Origin of the sequence: Mycobacterium deserti, from assembly GCF_025345615.1 — a bacterium.
GTDB classification, from domain to species: domain Bacteria; phylum Actinomycetota; class Actinomycetes; order Mycobacteriales; family Mycobacteriaceae; genus Mycobacterium; species Mycobacterium deserti.
On record NZ_JAODWD010000004.1, the window covers coordinates 159,154 to 180,358 of the forward strand.

The 21,205-nt window shown below is 65.1% G+C and carries 21 protein-coding genes; 12 read left to right on the forward strand and 9 right to left on the reverse strand.

The window, feature by feature from the left end; translation table 11 throughout:
• Nucleotides 1–100 precede the first annotated feature (100 nt).
• Complete coding sequence (locus tag N4S67_RS17095) at nucleotides 101–1,531, reverse strand: nitrate/nitrite transporter (RefSeq protein ID WP_390893407.1); 1,431 nt, start codon at nucleotides 1,529–1,531, stop codon at nucleotides 101–103.
• Between the two features lie 162 nt (nucleotides 1,532–1,693).
• Between N4S67_RS17095 and N4S67_RS17100 the strand changes: the two genes are divergently transcribed.
• The 3 genes from N4S67_RS17100 to nirD are packed head-to-tail and all read left to right on the forward strand — an operon-like array spanning nucleotide 1,694 to nucleotide 4,819.
• Nucleotides 1,694–2,047, forward strand: coding sequence for a molybdopterin oxidoreductase (locus N4S67_RS17100; protein ID WP_260994204.1), 354 nt, complete (start codon nucleotides 1,694–1,696; stop codon nucleotides 2,045–2,047).
• 1 nt (nucleotide 2,048) lies between these two features.
• Nucleotides 2,049–4,517 carry a nitrite reductase large subunit NirB gene (nirB, locus tag N4S67_RS17105; RefSeq protein ID WP_260994205.1) on the forward strand — a complete coding sequence of 823 codons (2,469 nt, stop codon included), beginning with the start codon at nucleotides 2,049–2,051 and terminating at the stop codon, nucleotides 4,515–4,517.
• Entirely contained in the window at nucleotides 4,514–4,819 is a 306-nt protein-coding gene (gene nirD, locus N4S67_RS17110; protein ID WP_260994206.1) for a nitrite reductase small subunit NirD, read from the forward strand. The genes nirB and nirD overlap by 4 nt, the downstream gene beginning before the upstream one ends.
• Here nirD and N4S67_RS17115 read toward each other — a convergent pair.
• Genes N4S67_RS17115 through N4S67_RS17130 form a run of 4 tightly spaced genes read right to left on the reverse strand, consistent with a single transcriptional unit; the run spans nucleotide 4,816 to nucleotide 8,233 of the window.
• Nucleotides 4,816–5,208, reverse strand: coding sequence for a universal stress protein (locus N4S67_RS17115; protein ID WP_260994207.1), 393 nt, complete (start codon nucleotides 5,206–5,208; stop codon nucleotides 4,816–4,818). The two genes, nirD and N4S67_RS17115, sit on opposite strands and share 4 nt — an antisense overlap.
• Complete coding sequence (locus N4S67_RS17120; RefSeq protein ID WP_260994208.1) at nucleotides 5,205–6,755, reverse strand: tripartite tricarboxylate transporter permease; 1,551 nt, start codon at nucleotides 6,753–6,755, stop codon at nucleotides 5,205–5,207. The genes N4S67_RS17115 and N4S67_RS17120 overlap by 4 nt, the downstream gene beginning before the upstream one ends.
• Nucleotides 6,756–7,280 carry a tripartite tricarboxylate transporter TctB family protein gene (locus N4S67_RS17125; RefSeq protein ID WP_260994209.1) on the reverse strand — a complete coding sequence of 175 codons (525 nt, stop codon included), beginning with the start codon at nucleotides 7,278–7,280 and terminating at the stop codon, nucleotides 6,756–6,758.
• On the reverse strand, nucleotides 7,277–8,233 hold the full coding sequence (locus N4S67_RS17130) for a Bug family tripartite tricarboxylate transporter substrate binding protein (RefSeq protein ID WP_260994702.1): 957 nt from the start codon (nucleotides 8,231–8,233) through the stop codon (nucleotides 7,277–7,279). Before N4S67_RS17130 ends, N4S67_RS17125 begins: the two co-directional genes overlap by 4 nt.
• Nucleotides 8,234–8,310: 77 nt before the next feature.
• On the opposite strand from N4S67_RS17130, the gene N4S67_RS17135 reads away from it, so the two are divergent.
• A complete protein-coding gene (locus N4S67_RS17135) occupies nucleotides 8,311–9,972 on the forward strand; it encodes a sensor histidine kinase (protein WP_260994210.1) in 1,662 nt (553 codons plus the stop codon).
• Nucleotides 9,965–10,633 carry a response regulator gene (locus N4S67_RS17140; RefSeq protein ID WP_260994211.1) on the forward strand — a complete coding sequence of 223 codons (669 nt, stop codon included), beginning with the start codon at nucleotides 9,965–9,967 and terminating at the stop codon, nucleotides 10,631–10,633. The genes N4S67_RS17135 and N4S67_RS17140 overlap by 8 nt, the downstream gene beginning before the upstream one ends.
• A 68-nt stretch (nucleotides 10,634–10,701) precedes the next feature.
• Here the strand turns inward: N4S67_RS17140 and N4S67_RS17145 are convergent, their stop codons facing one another.
• Entirely contained in the window at nucleotides 10,702–11,292 is a 591-nt protein-coding gene (locus tag N4S67_RS17145; RefSeq protein ID WP_260994212.1) for a TetR/AcrR family transcriptional regulator, read from the reverse strand.
• A gap of 75 nt (nucleotides 11,293–11,367) precedes the next feature.
• Here N4S67_RS17145 and N4S67_RS17150 point away from each other — a divergent pair, with 75 nt between their 5' ends.
• The gene (locus tag N4S67_RS17150; RefSeq protein WP_260994213.1) at nucleotides 11,368–12,198 is read left to right on the forward strand and encodes an alpha/beta fold hydrolase; all 831 of its coding nucleotides are present in this window, start codon (nucleotides 11,368–11,370) and stop codon (nucleotides 12,196–12,198) included.
• Here N4S67_RS17150 and N4S67_RS17155 read toward each other — a convergent pair.
• Nucleotides 12,134–13,360, reverse strand: a complete 1,227-nt coding sequence (locus N4S67_RS17155) for an MFS transporter (protein ID WP_260994214.1) — start codon at nucleotides 13,358–13,360, stop codon at nucleotides 12,134–12,136. The two genes, N4S67_RS17150 and N4S67_RS17155, sit on opposite strands and share 65 nt — an antisense overlap.
• 57 nt (nucleotides 13,361–13,417) lie before the next feature.
• Nucleotides 13,418–14,962 carry a phospholipase D family protein gene (locus N4S67_RS17160; protein WP_260994215.1) on the reverse strand — a complete coding sequence of 515 codons (1,545 nt, stop codon included), beginning with the start codon at nucleotides 14,960–14,962 and terminating at the stop codon, nucleotides 13,418–13,420.
• Between the two features lie 382 nt (nucleotides 14,963–15,344).
• On the opposite strand from N4S67_RS17160, the gene N4S67_RS17165 reads away from it, so the two are divergent.
• Complete coding sequence (locus tag N4S67_RS17165) at nucleotides 15,345–15,692, forward strand: PAS domain-containing protein (protein WP_260994703.1); 348 nt, start codon at nucleotides 15,345–15,347, stop codon at nucleotides 15,690–15,692.
• On the opposite strand, the gene N4S67_RS17170 is transcribed toward N4S67_RS17165, so the two are convergent.
• Nucleotides 15,689–16,342, reverse strand: a complete 654-nt coding sequence (locus N4S67_RS17170) for a ScbR family autoregulator-binding transcription factor (RefSeq protein WP_260994216.1) — start codon at nucleotides 16,340–16,342, stop codon at nucleotides 15,689–15,691. The two genes, N4S67_RS17165 and N4S67_RS17170, sit on opposite strands and share 4 nt — an antisense overlap.
• Nucleotides 16,343–16,839: 497 nt before the next feature.
• Here N4S67_RS17170 and N4S67_RS17175 point away from each other — a divergent pair, with 497 nt between their 5' ends.
• The 5 genes from N4S67_RS17175 to N4S67_RS17195 are packed head-to-tail and all read left to right on the forward strand — an operon-like array spanning nucleotide 16,840 to nucleotide 21,202.
• Nucleotides 16,840–17,646, forward strand: coding sequence for a glucose-1-phosphate cytidylyltransferase (locus N4S67_RS17175; RefSeq protein ID WP_260994217.1), 807 nt, complete (start codon nucleotides 16,840–16,842; stop codon nucleotides 17,644–17,646).
• A complete protein-coding gene (locus tag N4S67_RS17180) occupies nucleotides 17,643–18,311 on the forward strand; it encodes a PIG-L deacetylase family protein (protein WP_260994218.1) in 669 nt (222 codons plus the stop codon). Before N4S67_RS17175 ends, N4S67_RS17180 begins: the two co-directional genes overlap by 4 nt.
• A gap of 1 nt (nucleotide 18,312) precedes the next feature.
• The gene (locus tag N4S67_RS17185; RefSeq protein WP_260994219.1) at nucleotides 18,313–19,335 is read left to right on the forward strand and encodes an NAD-dependent epimerase/dehydratase family protein; all 1,023 of its coding nucleotides are present in this window, start codon (nucleotides 18,313–18,315) and stop codon (nucleotides 19,333–19,335) included.
• A gap of 2 nt (nucleotides 19,336–19,337) precedes the next feature.
• Nucleotides 19,338–19,886: a dTDP-4-dehydrorhamnose 3,5-epimerase gene (gene rfbC, locus N4S67_RS17190; RefSeq protein ID WP_260994220.1), complete on the forward strand. Its 549-nt coding sequence runs from the start codon at nucleotides 19,338–19,340 to the stop codon at nucleotides 19,884–19,886.
• Complete coding sequence (locus tag N4S67_RS17195) at nucleotides 19,883–21,202, forward strand: NAD(P)H-dependent oxidoreductase (RefSeq protein ID WP_260994221.1); 1,320 nt, start codon at nucleotides 19,883–19,885, stop codon at nucleotides 21,200–21,202. The genes rfbC and N4S67_RS17195 overlap by 4 nt, the downstream gene beginning before the upstream one ends.
• The last annotated feature ends 3 nt before the right edge of the window (nucleotides 21,203–21,205 follow it).

Genomic DNA, 21,205 nt, shown 5'->3' on the forward strand with positions numbered 1-21,205 from the left:
GTGGGCACGTCGTGTTCCGGACTGTTTCCACCCGCGTTATGGCCAGGAAAACTGATGCTCACCCCGCCGGTGCCGCCGCGGTGAGCACCGTTTGCCCAGCTCAGCTGGTAGGTGCCGGCTCGGGTGACCGGCCGATCAGTTCGCCGGTCCCGACTCGGGCACTCTGGATGCGCAGGAAAACCAGCCAGGTGACGATGGCGCAGATCACATAGAACGCCATGAACACCCAGAACGCATTGGTGGCCGACTTGGCGTCTCCGACATAGGAGGCGCGTAACACGATGTTGATGAAGACACCGCCCAGCGCCCCGACCGCACCGGCGAAACCGATCAACGCTCCCGACATGCTGCGTGACCATGCCGCCTTCTCGGCGGAATCCCACTCGTCGTGACCCTGGGCCTTCGCCTCGAAGATCGACGGGATCATTTTGTACGTGGAGCCGTTACCTATGCCCGACAGAATGAACAGCAAGATGAATCCGATGACGTAGCAGACCATCTGGGCGCCGGTGGGTGCGCTGGCCGTGCTGTCGTCGAGGATGCCGGTGGTCACGAGGATTCCGGCCGCGAACGTCATCGCGACGAAGGTGTACAGGGTGATTCGTCCACCACCGATGCGGTCGGCGAGCTTGCCGCCGAACGGCCTCGAGATGGACCCGAGCAGCGGTCCGACGAACGATATCTGCGCCGCGTGCAGCGAAGCCTGGGCTGCGGTGTCGCCACCGGCCAGGAAATTGATCTGAAGGACCTGCCCGAAGGCGAACGAGAACCCGATGAACGACCCGAACGTGCCGATGTACAAGAAGCTCATCACCCAGGAGTGCTTGTAGCGCAGGGCCTCTGCGAGCGCCCCGAGGTTGGATCGCTGGTTGCCGAGGTTGTCCATGAATAACGCGGCTCCGAGCGCGGCGCACGCGATGAGCACCAGATAGATCGCGCACACGATCTCCGGGGCGGTGTTGGAGACGGCCGCGATCACCAACAGGCCGGCGAGTTGGATGACCGGCACTCCGATGTTGCCCCCGCCGGCGTTGAGCCCCAGCGCCCAGCCCTTGAGCCGTTGGGGGTAGAACGCGTTGATGTTCGTCATCGACGAGGCGAAGTTTCCCCCGCCGAAGCCGGCGAAGGCCGCCACGATCATGAAGGTGGTGTATGACGAACCGGGACTGTTCATCACCCACCACGTCAGCACCGTTGGGATAAGCAGCAGCAATGCGCTGACGATGGTCCAGTTTCGGCCGCCGAACTTGGCAGGTGCGACGGTGTAGGGAATCCGCATGAAGGCGCCGACAAGAGTCGGGATGGCCACCAGATAGAACTTGCCCGCGGCATCGATGCCGTAAATGTCCTGCGGCATGAACAGGACCATCACTGACCAAATCGACCAGATCGAAAAGCCGATGTGCTCGGCGAATATCGACCAGACGAGATTGCGCTTGGCGATGTCCTTGCCGGGCGTCCCGCCTGTTCGACCTTCCCAGGCGTCGACGTCTTCGGCGTCCCAGTGTGCGAGATAGCGGTCGCGACTCATGGATTCTGTGTACCGGCACCGCATTCTGTGCGGATTGCACCCGCGTGTCCTTCGTGTCAACAGCGGCTCACAGCCTCTGCACGGGTGCTCTGCGCGAGGCGAATTCCGTCCGAAGCGTGCCGGAAACCACCCGGAAACATCTGCGCCCTACCTTCCGAGAGGGTGAGCGACGGCAGCATTCCCCGATTCCTGCAGGGTCCCTTCGAATTCGAGGGCAACGGTCTGGACAAACCGTTGCTGATCGACGAGTCGTTGCGCTATGTGGTGCCCGCCGGCTCGGTGACCCAGCCGGTGTACTTCCGCGGCGGTAACTCAAGCGACGACATGGTGACCGTGGTGCTGTTCTGCGACGGAAAGCCGATGCGCTACTTCCCCATTGCGGCCCGTGGGGCGACTCACGTGGCATTGCGTGTGGTCGAGGACCTGCTTGGCGACACGGTGCTCGAGTTGTTCGTGGCCGCGCCGGCGGGCTGTGCGGGCACGGTCGTCGTCGACCTCGGACTCGTGGAGGTCTGAGGTGGCGCGCAGATTGGTGGTGGTCGGCAACGGCATGGCCGGGGTGCGGGCGATCGAGGAGGTGCTCGCCCGTGGCGGCGGCGACCTGTTCGACATCACCGTCTTCGGCGACGAACCGTACGGAAACTACAACCGGATTTTGCTGAGCAACGTTCTTGCGGGTAGCGACGACCCCGCCGAGATCTATCTGAACGCAATGGACTGGTACGCCGAGAACGCGATCGACCTGCGTGCGGGCGTGCGGGTCGTGCGAATCGACCGCTTCGCGAAACTGGTCCACGCCGACGACGGCACGCTCACCCGCTACGACGAACTGCTTCTGGCGACCGGCAGCCGGTCCTTCTTCCCGCCGATGGCCGGCCTGTGGGCGGACGACAAGACGCTGACCGACGGCGTCTTCGGGTTCCGAAGCCTCGACGACTGCCTCGGCATGATCACCCAGGCCGAGCACCGCAAGAAGGCGGTCGTCATCGGTGGCGGGCTGCTCGGACTGGAGGCCGCGCGCGGGCTGCAGAACCGGGGCCTGACAGTCGACGTTGTGCACGCCGCGCCGGTGCTCATGAATGCTCAGCTTGACAACACCGCCGGAGCCATCCTGCGCCGCTCCGTCGAGGCGCTCGGCATCACGGTGCACACCGAGAAGCGCACGACCGAGGTATGCACCGACGACGCGGGCCGGCTGTCGGGAATCGTGTTCTCCGACGGCACGTCGGTCGACTGCGACATGTTGGTGATCGCCGCGGGGATCCGGCCGAACGTCGGTTTGGCACAGCGGGCCGGCCTGACGGTCGAACGCGCGATCGTCGTCGACGACCACATGCGCTCGGTCGACGACGACCACATCTATGTTGTCGGCGAATGTGCTCAACACCGCGGGCACGTCTACGGACTCGTCGCGCCGCTCTGGGAGCAGGCGGGTGTGCTCGCCGACCATCTGACGGGCTCCGACACCTCTGCCGCCTATCACGGGTCGCGCACCGCCACCAAGCTCAAGGTCGCCGGAGTAGACGTTGCAGCAATGGGTTTGAAGGCCCCCGAGCTACCCGACGATGAGTTCGTGCAGTACTCCGAGCCGCGGCACGGTGTCTACAAGACCATCGTCATTCGTGACGGCAAGCTCGTCGGAGCCACTCTGCTCGGCGATGTGAGCAAGGTGTCCTTCCTCACCCAGGCGTTCGACAGCGGGCTGCCCCTCCCCGAGGAACGCGTCTCACTCATGTTCGACATCGGAACGCCGGAGGTCGCGGTCGGGGTGGCCGAACTCTCCGACGACGCGCAGATCTGCAACTGCAACGGCGTCAACAAGGCGACGCTGGTCGGTTGTGTGCAGGACGGTGAGACGTCGATCAGCGGGGTGATGGCCAAGACCAAGGCGGGCAAAGGCTGTGGTTCCTGCAAAGAGCTGGTGGGCCAGGTCGTCGAATGGGCCGCAGGCGGTGCGGTCACCGAGGACGCATCCGCATCGTGGTACGTGCCGGCGATTCCCTACGACAAGCCGACGTTGATGAACCACATCCGTGAGCTGAAATTGCACTCTGTCTCTTCGGTGTTCGCAGCGCTGGCCCCAGACGGTAAGGAGGATGCGACGTCGAAGATGGCGCTGGCCTCCCTGCTGGACATGATGTGGGCCGACGAGTTCGTCGACGAGCGGGATGCGAGGTTCATCAACGACCGGGTGCACGCCAACATCCAGCGCGACGGCACGTTCTCGGTGGTGCCGCAGATGAAGGGCGGGGTGACCGACGTCAGGCAACTGCGCAAGATCGCCGACGTGGCGGAGAAGTACGACATCCCGATGATCAAGTTGACCGGTGGCCAGCGCATCGACCTGCTAGGCGTGCGTAAGGAGGATTTGCCCGCGGTGTGGGCCGATCTCGACATGCCGTCGGGCTATGCCTACGGCAAGAGCTTTCGCACCGTGAAAACCTGTGTGGGCAGCGACTTCTGCCGCTACGGCCTCGGTGACTCGACGGCGTTGGGCATTGCGATCGAGGAGCGCTATCAAGGCCTGGCCAGTCCCGCCAAGATGAAATTGGCTGTCACCGGATGCCCGCGCAACTGCGCGGAGGCGTTGTGTAAGGACCTCGGCGTCGTGGCTGTCGACGGTGGCCAGTGGGAAATCTACGTGGGTGGCGCGGCCGGTGCGCACGTCCGCAAGGGGGACCTGCTCGCGACGGTCGACTCGCCCGAGATGGTGATGACGCTGACCGGACGCTTCCTTCAGTACTACCGGGAGAACGCGAACTGGCTGGAACGCACGTACGCGTTCGTCCCGCGCATCGGAATCGACAGGATTCGCGCCGTCGTTGTCGATGACGCCGACGGCATCGCCGATGCGCTCGACGCGAACATGCAGAAGTCCGTCGACGCCTATCGCGATCCCTGGCGGGATGGTCGGCAACCCGTGACGCCCGGGCAGTTCCGCTCATCTCTGCCCCTGTTGCCGCTTCCGCAGGTGCCGGTCCGATGAACGACGTCGACCTCGGGTCGGTCGACCAGATCCCCGTCGGCGAAGGACGGACGTTCGCAGTCGGTGACGGCCAGATCGCGGTGTTCCGGTTGCGCGACGGTTCGCTTCGCGCCATCGACGCGCTCTGTCCACACAAGGGTGGGCCGCTCGCGGACGGGCTGGCCGACGACCGGGTCGTCGTGTGCCCGTTGCACGGCCACACATTCGACCTGTGCACCGGCAACGAGACCGGCGCCGACCCGATGTCGGTGCGGAGCTACCCGGTGTCGGTGGTGGACGGCACGCTGCGGGTAAAGGCTTAGCCCGCGGCGGGCTTGACCGCCAGGATCGGTTTGGGGCATTCCAACAGCAGCTGCTGAGCCACACTGCCCATCAGCAGCTTGCCCACCGGGTTGCGATGCCGGACGCCGATCACCAGCAGCTCGGCGTCTGGTCGCTCCATGGCACGCAGGAGTTCACCAGCGGCGTCGACGCCGACCGGCTGGGTCAGCTCGAAGGGCACACCACACCCCGTCAGCTTGTCCTCGACGTCGTGCACTTCCCGCTCCTGGGCGAACCGCTTGTCGACGTAGGACTCACCGGACGTGGCGTTGATGACCAGCACGCCGGTGTCCCTCCGCTTAGCCTCGGTGATGCCGTGTTCCAGTGCGGCGCGGCCGAACTCGTCCGCCGAGTAACCGATGACGATCATGACTGTGCCGCCTTCGCTTTCTGGTCCTCATCGTCCTCGACAATCAGCAGGGACTCCTCGCTGCGGTGCATCAACTTGAGGATCAGCGGCATGATCAACAGCACGGCCATGAGAATGTAGGTCACGATGGCGACCGGCTCGGTGAACAGGCTGGTCCAGTCGCCACCTCCGAGCTGGAGGCTCTGGCGCAGCTGACGTTCGACGCGCGGGCCGAGGATCACCCCGATGATCAGCGGCAGCACCGGCAGTCCGAACCGCCGCATCATCAGGCCGAGCAGCCCGAAGACCAGGAGCAGCGCCAGGTCCAGCGGTTGGACGTTGACCGCGAGCGCGCCGAGCGTGGCGAAGAACAAGATCCCGGCGTAGAGGTACGGCCGCGGCGTGCGCAGCAGCTTGGCCCACAGCGGTGCCAGCGGCAGGTTGATCAGCAGAAGCAGCAGGTTGCCGATGAACAAGCTGGCGATCAATGTCCAGATCAACAGCGGCTCCTTCTCGAAGAGCGTGGGGCCGGGCTGAATTCCGTATGACACGAACGCAGTGAGGATGACGGCCGCAGTGGCGTTGGTGGGCAGGCCCAGTGACAGCATCGGCACCAGCGTGCCTGCCGCCGAGGCGTTGTTGGCGGCCTCGGGCCCGGCCACGCCCTCGATGGCGCCCTTGCCGAACTCGGCGTCGTGCCCCGTGCGTTTCGCGAGCTTCTTCTCGGTGATGTAGGACAGGAACGTCGGCAGCTCCGCACCTCCTGCGGGCAGCGCGCCGAACGGGAAGCCGAACGCGGTACCGCGCAGCCACGGCTTCCAGGACCGCCGGAAGTCGTTGCGGCCCATCCACGGTCGGCCAACGGGAATCACTTCGGCCGGGCGGCGGCGCAGGTGCGCGGCGACCCACAGCGCCTCGCCGACGGCGAAGATGGCCACGGCGATGACCACGATGTCAATGCCGTCGGACAGCTGCGGCAGGCCCAGCGTCGCGCGGGGTTGGCCGGTGAGGAAGTCGATGCCGACAACGCCGATCGCCAACCCGAGGAACAGTGAGATGGCGCCGCGCAGCTTGGAGGCGCCGAGCACCGCGGTGACCGCGACGAGCGCGAAGATCATGATCGCCAGATAGGACGGTGCGCCGAGCGAAACGGCGAATCGCGAGATCGGCGGCGCGAACGCCGCCAGCAGGGCGGTGCCGATCGCACCCGCGACGAACGAGCCGATCGCCGCGGTGGCCAGTGCCTGTGCGGCGCGGCCGGCCTTGGCCATCTTGTTGCCCTCGATCGCGGTGATCACCGACGACGATTCACCCGGGGTGTTCAACAGGATCGAGGTGGTCGAACCGCCGTACATGCCGCCGTAGAAGATGCCGGCGAACATGATGAAGGCTGCGCTCGGGCTGACGTTGTAGGTGATGGGGAGCAGCAGCGCGACCGTCATCGCGGGCCCGATTCCGGGCAGCACGCCTACCGCGGTGCCGAGCAGCACCCCGATGACCGCGTAGAGCAGGTTCATCGGGGTCGCCGCTTCCGCGAACCCCTGGAGCAGCCAGTCGAAGTTGTTCATTTACAGGATCCCGTCCAAAATGCCTGCGGGCAGCGGGATACCGAGCCCGGAATAGAACGCGTAGAAGCTCACCAGCGCGAGCACCACGCCGATGGCGATGTTGCGGACGTAGTGGCGGTTACCGAGAATCGTTGCCGCGGCCGCAAACAGGAACGTCGACATGATCACCCAGCCGAGCGGTTCGACCAGCACGATGACGACGATGAACACGCCGACGAGCAGTCCGACGGTGCGCCAGTCGCTCGGTGCGTCCGGATCGATGTCCTCCCCGGCGTCGGCCTCGCCCATCGATCCGCGCGGGATGGCCACCGCCAGCACGATGGCCAGCAGGATCAGGACGATGCCGATGACCATCGGAAAGGCCTTGGGCCCCACCGGGTCGACTTTCGCGAACCCCGGCTCCAGCGACACAGCGCCGTAGATGAGGAAGGCGCCGACCGCGACGAGCACGGCGCAGACGAGGTACTGCGCCTTGTCGGTGGGCCGTTCGGCGTCCGTCGGTGTGGTGACATCGGTCTTGGTCATAGCAGCCCCAACTCGGTCAGGGTCGACGAGACCCGGTTGTCCTGCTCGATGAGGAATTGCTCGAAGGCTTCGCCGGTCACGAACGCGTCGGTCCAGCCGTTCTTGGCGAGGGCTTCCTTCCACTGCGGAGTGTCGTGCAGGTCTTGGAGGACCTTGATCATCGACCTTTTGGCTTCTTCGGAGATGCCCGGTGGCGCAAGGACTCCGCGCCAGTTCGCGAACGTCAGGTCGATGCCCGACTCTTTCAGCGTCGGCGCGTCCACGCCTTCGACGCGGTCATCGCTGGACACCGCGAGGACGCGAAGCTGACCCGCTTCGATCTGATCTATCAGCTCCCCCGGACTCGATGTGCCGACGGTGATCTTCTTGCCGAGCAGAGCGGTCAGCAGGTCGCCGCCGCCGTCGTAGGTGACGAAGTTGACAGCCCGCGGGTCGACGCCGACGGCGCGAGCTACCTCCATCGGGAAGAGGTGGTCCGGCCCGCCGGGTGAGGAGCCGCCGCCGATCGTCACCTTGGACGGATCGGCCTTCCACGCGGCGACGAAGTCCTGCACGGTCTTCAACGGTGAGTCGGCGGGCACGAAGATCGCGCCGGGGTCTTCGATCAGCTTCGCCAGCGCGGTCGCGTCGGAGGCCTTGATCTTCGAGCCGTTGGTGTAGGTCGCGCCGACGACGCCGAGCCCCATCGTCATCATGAGGTCGTCGTTGCCCTTCTCGTTCATCAGCCGCGCCATCGCGACGGTGCCGCCGGCCCCGATCACGTTGAAGACCTCGACGCGTCCGGTGATGTCGTCGTCTTCCATGATCTTCACGGCGGTGCGGGCGGTCAGGTCGTATCCGCCGCCGGGACTGTTGGGCACCATCATGCGCAGCCGGTGCAGCCCCTCGTCGCCACCGCGGGTCACGCCGCAGGCGGTCACGAGCAGCATCACGACGGCCGCGATGACGAGCATCGGCCGGGTGTGCGTTCTCAACACGTCTCCCCAATCACTTCGACTGTGATGCTCAGCAATACTGGACCAGCGCAGTGATGCAGGTCACGCATGAGTACGCAAAGGACGTTTTGATCGTTGTGAAACTTCTCAAGTCGCCGACGCGGGGCTTTCGCAGCCTGGCGGGCCAGTTCCTGGTCTTCCAGCTGGTGGTGGTCGCGGTGGTGTTGGTCGCGGTGGCGGCGGTGTCGGTGGCCCAGTCGACGCGCGAGTTCCGCGACGTGCGCGGCGCGCGCATGATCGCGGTGGCCGAGAACATGGCGTCGACACCGATCGTGCGCGACCGGTATGGCGACGTCGGTGTCGCCAAGGTGCTCGCGCCGGAGGTCGACCGCGCGGTCGCTCTGTCCGGGGCCGGGCTGGCCGAGATCATCGATCCCGGCGGAACGGTTCTCGTTTCGTCGGATCCGTCCCGAACCGGCAGCCAGGTGGACCTGGGCCCCAGCCGCGCCGACGAAGGCCGAGCCTGGTTCGGTGACCTGTCGATCGACGGAGTGCACAGCCTCGTCGGTGAGGTGCCGATCCTCGCCGACAGCGGTGACGTGGTGGCCATCGCGTCGGTCAGCGAGCGCTACCCATCGTTGTGGGAGCTGATGGGTGCATCCGGCGAGCGCCTGCTGTTCTACCTCGGCCTCGGGGCGGCGCTCGGAATGCTCGCATCCTGGCTGCTGTCACGGCGCATCAAGAGGCATACGCGCGGACTGGAGATTGCTGAGATAGCGAGTCTGGCTGACCATCGAGAAGCGTTGTTGCACAGCATCCGCGAAGGTGTTGTCGCGGTGAACAACGAGGGTGACATCACGTTGCTCAATGACAGCGCGCAGGAATTGCTGGGTCTGACGGATGACGCCGTCGGCTCCCACGTGACCAGCGTCGGCCTGGACCCCGCGGTGGCCGACTTCCTGCTCTCCGGTGAGGACGGCCGCGACGTCGTCATCGTCACGCGCACCCGGGTGCTGGCGCTCAATCGCAGGGCCGCAACGAGCCAGGGGCAGCGGATCGGCACGGTGACAACGATGCGTGACAGCACAGAACTGGCCGCATTGCAGGGACAGCTGTCGTCGCACAAGAGCGTGACGGACACGTTGCGGGCGCAGACCCACGAATTCGCCAACCAGTTGCACACCATCTCTGGACTCGTCCAACTGGGCGAGTACGACTCGGTGCGCGACCTGGTGGGCACGCTGACAAGACGCCGCGCGGAGATCAACGATGCGGTGACACAGCGGATTTCCGACCCTGCCGTGGCTGCGTTGCTGATCGCCAAGACGACGCTGGCGGCCGAGAGCGGCGTATCGCTCGAGATTGCCGACGACTCCCATCTGTCGGCGTTGTCGCCCGCACTGGCGACCGATGTGATCACGCTGCTCGGCAATCTCATCGACAACGCGGTCGATGTCTCGATCGGCTCGAGACCTGCCACGGTGACGGTTGGCTTGGACGACGGCGATGGCCTCGGAATCTCCGTTACAGACTCCGGACCCGGTGTCCCCGAACATCTTCGGGAGGCGATCTTCTCGCGCGGTGTCACGTCGAAGCCCGAGGTGCCCGGCGGACGAGGTATCGGCCTGGCGTTGGTGCGACTGGTCACCGCGCAGCACGGCGGGACCGTGGAGGTGACCGACGGACCGACCGGCGGAGCGCTCTTTCAGGTATGGCTGCCGACCGCGGTGACGGCGAGGAAGGCCGCCAATGCGTGAGGTGCTCATCGTCGATGACGACTTCATGGTGGCCGAGATCCACCGGCGGTTCGTCGAACAGGTCGACGGCTTCCGCGCGGTCGGGGTGGCGCGTAACGGCGCTGAGGCACTGGCGTCGGCACGCGACCTGCGGCCGCACCTGATTCTGCTGGACGTCTACCTGCCGGACATGACCGGCCTCGACGTGCTGCAGCAGTTGCGCTCGGACGGCGACCGCGTCGGCGTCATCATGATCACCGCGGCCCGCGAGTTGGATACCGTGCAGGGCGCACTTGACGGCGGTGCGGCCGACTTTCTGATCAAGCCGTTCGAATTCGCCCAATTGAAGGCCAAATTGGAGGCATTCGCGACTCGCGCCGATGCGCTGGAGTTTGCCGGTGGCGTCGACCAGTCGTTGATCGACTCGCTGTTCGGACGCGGCCGCACGGCTTCGCAGGAGGTGTTGCCGAAGGGACTCGGCGTCGAAACCGGACGGTTGGTGCTGGCGGCCGTGCGCGAGGCCGGTGAGGTGTCGGCCGCCGAATGCGCTGACCTGGTGGGTATCTCGAGAGTCAGCGCACGCCGCTATCTCGAGCACTATTTGAGTAGTGGCGCCCTGGATCTCCGGCTGCAATACGGCGTCGGCCGACCGGAACGCCGGTACCACCTACGCGGCGTGTAGGTCGGTGAGCGCGACGCCGGCCCGAGGTCGAGCCGAAGGATGCTATCGAACATATATTCGACTGTAGATCAGGGGTCTGACAATTCCTGCGCGACCGCGGCGTGGACGGCCGTTTGCACTCCGTATCCGGCGATCGTCATCGGCTCGACCGTGCGCAGCGTGCGACACAGCACGAACGCCCCCTCAAGGGCCGTCAGCGTGATCGTCGCCAGGCGGCGACTCTGATCCTCGGTGATGTCGAGTTGCCCGAACCACTCCGCGAGTCGGGTCAGCCAGGCCTCGAAGACCTCGGCGGCCTCCCGCCGCAGCCGCTCGTTGGTGCTCGCCACCTCGAGGGCGATTGTCTCGATCGAGCAGGCCTCGGTGTAGTCCTGCGCTTCCAACAACTTGCCCGCGTCCTCGAACAACGTCGGGATGCCGTCGATGGGGTCGATGTCCGCCAGCTGCGCGCCGACGAACTCTCCATAGCGGATCCCCTCGCCACGGATGACCTCGGCGCTGATGGCCTCTTTACCGCCAGGAAAGTGGTGGTAGATCGAGCCGAACGGCGCCTTCGCAGCACTGGAGATCTGCTTCAGGCCGGTAGCCGACATGCCTTGGCGCCGGTAGAGCTCCGCAGTTGCGTCCAGGATCCGGGCGCGGGTACCGGAATCTGCCATGGCGTCTCCTTCTTGCGCGACGTGCTCGGACAGCATATCGTTTCGCCAAGTAGAACGATCTATCTAGGAGCGTCAATGCCGTCAGTAGAGTTGCCCGCGGGTCCCATCGCCTATCAGGACACCGGCGGCGACGGACCGGTCATGGTGTTCGGTCATGGTCTGCTCATGGACGGCAGGCAGTGGCGCAAGGTGCTCCCACTTCTGCCCGAATACCGTTGCATCACGCCAACTCTCCCCCTTGGCGCCCATACGGATCCGATGAACCACGACGCGGATCTGACCGAGACCGGCGTCGCCTGCATTCTCGCCGACTTCCTCGACGCCCTGGGTCTCGACGACGTGACCCTGGTTCTCAACGACTGGGGCGGCGGTCAGTTCATGATCTCCGAAGGCCGCGACAAACGCATCGGAAAACTGGTGCTCGCTTCCTGCACAGCGTTCGACAATTACCCGCCCAAGCCCGCCCGTCCCGCCGCCCTACTGTGCCGAATGCCGGGCGGCGGTTGGATCCTGACCAGAATGCTCGGCACCAAATTCTTCCGCCACAACCCCAAAGCCTATGGTGTCCTGAGTAAGTCGGGCATTCCGGACGCATTGTTCGACGAGTGGTTCCGACCCGCTGTCGAGGACGCCGCGATACGGCGCGACCTCGTCAAGTTCGCGACGGGCGCTCCGTCGCGCCGCCGACTGCTCGAGATGAGCGAGAAGATGCGAACGTTCACGCGACCGGTACTCGTCGTGTGGGCACGGGAAGACCGGATGATGCCGCTTGCGCATGCGGACCGGCTGGTCGACCTGTACCCCGACGCGACGAAGGTCGTCATCGACGACTCCTGGACGCTCATTCCCGAGGATCAGCCGCAAGCGATGGCTGATGCGTTGCGAGTGTTCGCCTCGCAGAAGTAGTCGCTGTCAGCACTGCGGCGGCGCCGATCGCCGCGGCGGCGCTCATGGCCGTGGCGAACCATCCGAACCATTCGACGGCGGCCGCTCCGAAGGCGGTGCCGAGGCTTCCACCGACGAAGTACACCACCATATAAGCGCTGTTGAACCGCGCGGGCGCGGCCGGATCGATTGCCAGGACGGTGCTCTGGTTCGCGACCTGGGCGGCGAACAGTCCGGCATCGAAAATCGCCAGACACAGCAGCGTGGCCCCAGTGCTGTCGAGGACGACCGCGGCGAGCGCCGCGGCGCACACGGAGGTCGAAAGGCCCAGCAGGATGACCTTCTGCGCACCGACCCGGTCGGTCCAGAGCCCCGCAATCTGTGTTGCCGCAAGGCCCGATAGACCCGCAAGGGCGTAGAGACCGATCCGCTCAGCCGAGTACGAGTACGGAGGCTCGGACAGCGCCACCGCAAGTGCCGCCCACAGCGCGCAGAACGCGAAGAACCACAACGCCCCGCGCACGGCCGCCTGTCGGAGCGCGGCGGACCGCACCACCAGCATCGGAAGGGAACGGAGATCGGCGAAGTAGCCGCCGTCGGCGCCGCCGCGGGTGGCCGGCAACAAGGCAAGGCAGCATAGCGCCAAGGCCGCACAGGCCGCCGCGAACAGCAGCAACATGGCGCGCCAGCCCCATTGATCGGCTAGCCAACCGCCCACGAGGCGGCCCGCCAGGATGCCTGCCGAGATACCAGCGGTGACGATTCCCAGGGTGGTCGCTCGTCGATGAACGGAGGCGAACCGGCCACCGATCGAACTCATCGCTGCGCCGACTGCCGAGAAGGCACCTGTCACCGCCATGACCGCTCCAAGCAGCCCCACGTTGCCTGCCGCAGCGGTGATCGCCAATGCAGTTGCAAGCGTGCCGAACTGCGCCGCGAGCACGCGACTGGGGGCGAATCGATCCACCAACGGAACCAGGACCGCAAGGCCCACCATGTAGCCGATGGGCCCGAGAGCAAGCGCAACGCCGACGGCGGAGGTCCGCGAGGCCAGCGAGTCCGCGACATCGGCAACCGCCGGCTGCAATACGTAGATTGTCGAGGTCCCGAGCCCCGCAGCAACCGACATGAACAACACCAGCAGGCCGCTGAGACCCGTTGCCCCAGAACATTTCGTCGTCATCCAATCGACGCTAGAGACGTCCGATCGTCACCGCTGGCGGGAATCCGACGCCAATGTCTACAACCTGCGCTTGAGCCGATCGCGATACGAACGCCCGTCCGGATCGTAGAGAAACCGGTATGCGGGTTCTGCCCACAGCCGGGTGAGCGGCCCCAATTCCTCGGGTCGGTGTGGCCGCAACCGCCCCGGCGGCCTGGCTCCTTTACACCCGGACTCGTACCATGCGTCCAAATCCTCTGCCGCAGATATGATTTCGGCGACTGCGGTCTGCGGGTCGGCGAGTCCGCCGTCTTCGCTGCCGTCGTCGGCCCGGTCCAGATGCTCTCGCATCAATCGCAACCGCAGGTCCCGAGCGAAGACGCCCTCGGAGTCGAGTACGGCACAGGACAACTCGCTGTCGTGGGTCCACGATCGGCGGTTGAAATTGTCACTGCCCACCGACGCCCAGATGTCGTCGATGACGCACACTTTGGCGTGCACGTACACCGGCGTCCCCTCGTGGTTCTCGACGTCGAACACGTGAACCCGGTCGGGCCCGGCCGCCCGGCACACATCGATCGCATGGCTTCGACCGATCATGTTCGGCGGCAACGCCAGTCGGCCGTCCACATCTGGATACCGCGGAACGACCGCGACCACGTGCAGATCGGGGTTCTTCTGCAACGCCGCAGCGAAAAGCCGCGCGACCCGCTTGGACCACAGGTACTGGTCTTCGAGGTAGATCAGCCTGCGCGCACGGTGAACCGCTTTGGTGTAGCCGCGGGCGATGCTGCGCTCACCACGCGGTGCGAAGTCGTACGAGAAGTGCGCGTCCGGATAGGTGCGCAGCACCTGCACGGAGTGTGGACCGCACGGCGGTGGGTCGGGCGGCTGGTCCGGTAGCCGTCCCGCCGTCAGGTCAGCGTTGCGCAGTTTGTCCATGACCCACGCGATCGGCGACATCATGTCCAGCGACGAAGAGTCGTTCCAGCGTTCGCGAAAGGTGGCGTCGAGCGCGCCGACCGCCGGACCCTGCACGCGCAGTTGCACGTCATGCCACGGCGGACGGTCTCCGTAACGCGGCGACATCTGCACCGCTTGCGGGTCGCCGCGATGTGAGGCGTCGTCACGGCGCGAGTGACACAGGTCGATGCCGCCGACGAACGCCACGTCGCGCTCGGGCGCTGCCGGGTGCCGGATGACGACCAACTTCTGGTGGTGCGATCCGCCGATCCGGACTCGCTGGTCGAGCAGTACCTCGCCGCCAGCCTCCTCGATCGCCTCCCCTAGATGCTGGTTCTCTTCCTCGCTGTACGCGAACTTGTCCAGATGCGAGCGCCACACAAGTCCCTTGACGACGACGCCTCGTTCGGCCGCCTTGCAGAAGAGTTCGGCAATGGTCGGTCCGGCGTCACGGACCTTCTGGTCCGGGTCCCCCCGCCAGTCGGTGAAGAACACGTAGTCGCCTGACGACAGTGCGTCGACCTCGGTCGCCAACCGATCGAAGTACGTCGACCCGTGAATCAACGGCTCCGTCCGGTTGCCCTCACACCAGGTCGGAATGTCGGATGCCGGGTTGCCACGCTCTGCCTTGGTGAGGAACCACTCGGTCAAGTCCGGCATGCCTAGGTAATCCCCGCATCGACGTCGGCGAAAACCCAACGGAGCGGTGGTGGGTACCCGGAAGCCTCACGGCCGAACTGAGCAAATGCCTACTCTACAAGATCATGCAGTTTCAGCAAACACTGCCGTGGAGCCTCTCCGGCCCGCGGTCGCCGCATTCGGGGGTCGATCTGCGAACCACCATCCCTCGCTCGGTTGACACCTGTTCATCAACTGTTCACACTTAGCGATAACCGCCTGCCAGACAATGAAATTCGGCGGTTACTCCGCCGACACGCCTACCGACAGCTAGCAAACAATGCCAGAAGTTGACCATAATCTCCCTGTGAACCGACGACGCAGTGCGCAGCACACCCAGTCACCCGCGACCGTGTTGGACGAGATGCCCGCGCGCGTCGTGCTAGAACGGATGCCGGTTCCGGTGCTGGCCATCGGCGAAGACGGGTCTCTGATGTTCGCCAACGCCGCATTCGCCGAGATGCTCGGCCACAGTGCCGAGACCCTCGCAGCGCTGAAATTCCACGAGATCTTCCAGGCCGCCACACGCGACGAGCCGCCCGTGTCATTGGTGCACGCCTACGCCGGCGAAATCGTTGCGTTGATGCACGCCGACGGCTCCGTGGTGCGAGCCAAGATGAGCAAGTCGGCGCTGCTTCGGGAGAACGAACTGATGGCCTTGGCTACGTTCGATGATCTCACCGAGCAGCTCTGGACGCAGGGCCGACGCTAGGTCGCCGACGCGTTCAGGTGCCGGCTCGCCTGCCGCGCGATGAACTGACCGAAGAACGGGACCGACGCCTCGGGCACGAGTGTCGGAAGAAGAAGCTCCCATGCCTTTAGCACCCGGGTCACGATGTCGGAGCCGTCTTCCAGGCACGTCGAGAACACATGCACGCCCAAAAGGGCGCCGACAACGAAATGGCCCACGGAGTCGGGATCGAGATCGGCACGCACATCGCCTTCGACCTGCGCCTTCTGGATCTGATCGACCGTTTCGGCGATCCAGCTGCGGTAGTGACCCGCGGCGAGCTCGTTGAACTTGGCGAAAAGTACCAGTAGGTGTCCGCCGGTCCGCGCCAGCTTGTCAGTGCTGGCGAGTTCCGCGGCCACGAGCGTGCCTTGGATCAAGGTCTCAAGTGCCGGCGACGACGCCGACGAGAGCTTGTAGGCCGCAAACATCTTGCGGACGGCCTCTTCGATGATCGCGACCGCCAATGACTCTTTCGAGTCGAAATGGTGGTACAGCGCGCCCTTGGTCACGTCGACCCGGGTGATGATGTCGCCTAGATTCGTGCTCGCGTAGCCGACTTCGTCGAACAGATCGACGGCGGCGTTGATGATGTTGCGCCGCGTGATCTCAGATCTGGGCTGGCGAGCCACCGTCGTCGGCCTCCCCCGGAACATCGCGATCCATCAAGCGTGACCTCGGCACAACGCCGACGTCCGGCCAGGCCAGCGTAGCAGTGTGCAGACCTTGACGCGGGCGATGCGCGCCGACGACATCGTCAATATCGGCGGTTTCAGCAACTTTCTGGCGCTCGCCCCGCGAGTTCGACTCACCAAGATCAGCGAACTTCCTCCGGACGGGCGACTGTTAGGCAGGCCACACTTCCCAAATCATTCTAAAGGTATGTACTATCCCCTCTATGCGTTCCATCGGTCGGTTATTCGGCGGCTCAGTGCAGCTACCCAGAATGACAGCCCCAGCGACTGTGGGCGGCGAACCTCGCACCGTTGGGGCCTGTCGCCGTCGCCGGAACGGTGAGCACGTGGTTCCGCAAATCAAAGCCATGGCTATGAATGCGCCGACACGCATTTCTGGCGAAGGCCTCGCAACCCGGTCGTCGACCACGCCGAACGGCCCGAAGGAGTAGATGATGAAGGTAGTCCTGTTCTGTGGCGGCTACGGCATGCGAATGCGAACCGCCGAGAGCGACGTGATCCCCAAGCCTCTGCAAATGGTGGGTCCACGCCCGTTGCTGTGGCACGTGATGCGCTACTACGCACACTTCGGCCACAAGGAGTTCATCCTCTGCCTCGGCTACGGCGCCGAGAAGATCAAGGACTTCTTCCTCAACTACCGCGAGACCGAGTCGAACGACTTCGTCATGCGGGGCGGCGATGTCGAACTCTTGTCCTCCGACATCGCAGACTGGACAGTCACTTTCGTCGACACCGGCCTGGAATCCCCGATTGGTGAACGGCTCCGGCGTGTGCGGCCCTATCTCGGCGACGACGAGTATTTCCTGGCGAACTATGCCGACGTACTGACCGATGCGCCGCTGGACAAGATCGTCGATCGAGTCGTCAGCGCGAAGGCTGCCGCCTCCATGCTGATCGTCCCGCCGCAGCAGTCCTTCCACTGCGTCGATGTCACCGAATCCGGTGAGGTCAAAGAGATTCTGCCGGTCAGCCAGTTCCCGGTCTGGGAGAACGGTGGCTACTTCGTGCTGAGCCAGGAGGTCATCGACCTCATCCCACCCGGCGGCGACCTGGTCGCGGACGCCTGCGGCGCGCTGACCGGCACGGGCAGGCTCATCGGGTACCGCCATGACGGGTTCTGGAAGCCCGCAGACACTTTCAAGGAGCGTGCCGAACTCGACGCCGGCTACAACAGTGGCGATCGGCCCTGGATGGTGTGGGAGACCGAGGATCGCGCAGCGCTGGCCGGTACACCGGCATGATCGAGCTGTCGACCGGCTCGCTGTCCAGCGTGGCGGTGATCGGCGCGCACTGCGACGACATCGTGATCGGTGCAGGCGCCACGCTGCTGCAGATCACCGAACGTCATCCCGACATCGAGGTGCACGCCCTGGTGCTGACCGGCGCCGGGACCGAGCGGGAAATCGAAGAGAAGGCTGCGCTGACCGCATTCTGCGGCGAGGCGGGCGTCCGGCTGACGGTCGCCGACCTGCCCGACGGGCGGCTGCCCGAGAACTGGTCACGCGTCAAACGGATATTGGCCGAGTTTCGCCGTGGCTGCGATCCCGACGTCGTCTTCGCGCCGCACCGGCACGACCGGCATCAGGATCACCGGCTGATCGCCGAAATTGTCCCGACCGAGTTTCGCGATCACCTGACGCTGGGCTACGAGATTCTCAAGTGGGAATCCGACTTGCCGAATCCCCATATCTATCAACCGATCTCCGAGACCACCGCGCGGCGCAAGGCTGCACTGCTCGACCTGTACTACCCCTCGCAGGCCGGCCACGACTGGTTCGACGAGGAGTCGTTTCTCGCCATCATGCGAGTGCGGGGCGCGCAGTGCCGCAGTCGCTACGCCGAAGCATTCATCTGCGAGAAGGCCACGTTGGCCTTGCGCGCCGGTGACCCGACAGCCAGGAGCTGACATGCGCATACTCGTCACGGGCACAGAGGGCTATCTCGGCGCTCTGCTCGCACCCGAACTGATGGCCGACGGACACGAGGTCGTCGGTCTGGACACCGGCTACTACAAGGCCGGCTGGCTGTACAACACCAATTCCTCGACACCACACACCCTGGCGTGTGATCTGCGCGAGGTCACGCCTGACGATCTGCGCGGCTACGACGCCGTCGTGCACATGGCCGAATTGTCGAACGACCCGATCGGCTCGCTGATCGGCGACGTCACCTACGACGTCAACCATCTGGGCAGCGTGCACCTGGCCCGGTGCGCGAAAAGCGCTGGAGTCAAGCGGTTCGTGTACATGTCTTCCTGCAGCGTGTACGGCATCGCGGAGGGGACCGTCGACGAGGACAGCCCGATCAATCCATTGACCGCCTACGCCAAGTGCAAGGCACTCGTCGAGCGGGACCTCACGGCCATGGCCGACGACGACTTCTCGCCGACCTTCCTGCGCAATGCCACCGCGTTCGGCGCGTCACCCCGAATGCGTTTCGACATTGTGCTCAACAACCTGTGCGGGTTGGCCTGGACCGAACACCGCATCGCGATGACGAGCGACGGAACACCGGTGCGGCCACTGGTTCACGCACTCGACATTGCGCAGGCCATCCGGTGTGCGCTGCGCGCCGACCGCGAGCGGGTGCACGCGTTGGTGGTCAACGTCGGATCCGACCAGGCCAACTACACGGTCCGCGAAATCGCCGAGACTGTGGCGCGCGAATTCCCCGGCTGTGACCTGACATTCGGGGAACCGAGTGCAGATGAACGCAGCTACCGCGTCGCATTCGGAAAGATCCGCGAGGTTTTCGGCGACTTCGCGGCCGCATGGGATGTCGCAGCGGGCGCGCAGCAGCTGCACCGGATCTTCGACAACATCGCGATGGAGCCGGAGACGTTCTACGGCCGCGGTCACACGCGGCTCAAACAAATCGAGTATCTGCTCAAGACCGGTCAGGTCGACGACCAATTGTTCTGGAAGGCATAACCGTGAGGTATACCCCCACCGAAGTCGACGGCGTGATGATCGTCGACATCGAACCACACCACGACGCCCGCGGTTTCTTCGCCCGGTCGTTCTGCGCGGACGACTTCGAGAGCCACGGACTCGACGAGGCTGTGGCGCAGACCAACATCTCCTACAACCGCGTGCGGGGCACGCTGCGCGGCCTGCACCGGCAGATCCCGCCGTACCGGGAAGCCAAGCTGGTGCGCTGCACCCGCGGCGCCATCGTCGACGTGGCCGTCGACGTCCGGCCCGAGTCGCCGACCCACGGACGACACGTGAAGGTCGAACTGACCGCGGAGAACCATCGTGCCCTGTTTTTGCCGCCGTACGTTGCGCACGGCTTCCAGACACTGGTCGACGACACCGAGGTCGTCTACCAGGTCAGCGGTCCCTACGCACCCGCAGGTGAGCAGGGCTTCCGTTACGACGACGAGGATTTCGGGATCACCTGGCCACTACCCGTGGCAGTCATCTCCGATAAGGACGCCAACTGGCCGCTGGTCGCGGAGCTAAGGAGTGCAGCACGATGATGATGGGTATCGACGCGCTGCTCGCGGAGCGGGCGCGGCAGGGCAAGCCAATCCAGGTGGCGATCGCCGGCTGTGGGTTCATGGGCCGCGGTCTGGTGAACCAGATCGTCAACAGCGTTCCGGGGATGCGGCTCGCGGCGATCGCCGTGCGCAACGTCGAACAGGCGATCAAGGCGTGCGGCGAGGCCGGCATCGACGAAGTCGTGGTCGCCGACAGCCTGCACAAGCTGGAATACGCAATGCGTTGCGAAATCCCGGTTGTGACAAATGATTTCGAGCTGATCACCAAGGCTGACGGCATCGATGTGGTCATCGACGTCACCGGCGCGGTGGAGTTCGGCTGCCACCTGGCGCTCAACTGCTTCTCCAACGGCAAGCACCTGGTGCTGATGAATGCCGAGGTCGATGCGACCGTCGGCGCCGAACTGGGACGCCGAGCCGACGCCGCCGGCGTGGTATTCACCGGGTGCGACGGCGATCAGCCCGGCGTGCAGATGAATCTCATCCGGTTCGTCCGCAGCATCGGTGTGACGCCGCTTGTCAGCGGAAACATCAAGGGTCTGCAGGATCCGTATCGCAATCCGACCACCCAGGAGGGGTTCGCCCGCCGCTGGGGCCAGGACCCCTGGATGGTCACGAGTTTCGCCGACGGCACAAAGATGAGCGTTGAACAGTCGATCGTCGCCAACGCGGTCGGGATGTCGGTGCACAAGCGCGGCATGCTCGGGCGCGACCACGAAGGACATGTCGACGAGCTGACCGATTGGTACGACATCGAGGAACTGCGCTCCCTCGGCGGAGCGGTCGACTACGTCGTCGGCGCCAAGCCCAACCCCGGGGTGTACTGCCTTGGCACACATGATGATCCGAAGCAGCGGCACTATCTCGAGCTCTACAAGCTCGGAAAGGGCCCGCTGTACAGCTTCTACACCCCGTACCACCTGTGCCACTTCGAGGTGCCCATCACGGCGGCGCGCGCGGTGCTGTGGGGTGAGGCCACTGTGCGTGCGCAGTCGACGCGGTACGTCGAGGCGGTGGCCACCGCCAAGATCGATCTCAAAGCGGGCACGGTGCTGGACCGGCTCGGCGGATACCACTACTACGGGGAAGCCGAGAAGGCGCACATCGCCCGTGAGGAGCGGTTGCTTCCGATCGGAGCGGCCGAGGGTTGCCGACTCGTCCGGGATCTGCCGAAGGACTCGGCGATCACCTACGACGACGTCGTCCTCCCGCAAGGACGCCTGGTTGATCAGCTTCTCGACGCGCAGTCCAGGCTGCCCATCGGCAGGCCGCCCGGTCTTCTGACGGGAGCGTGAGGT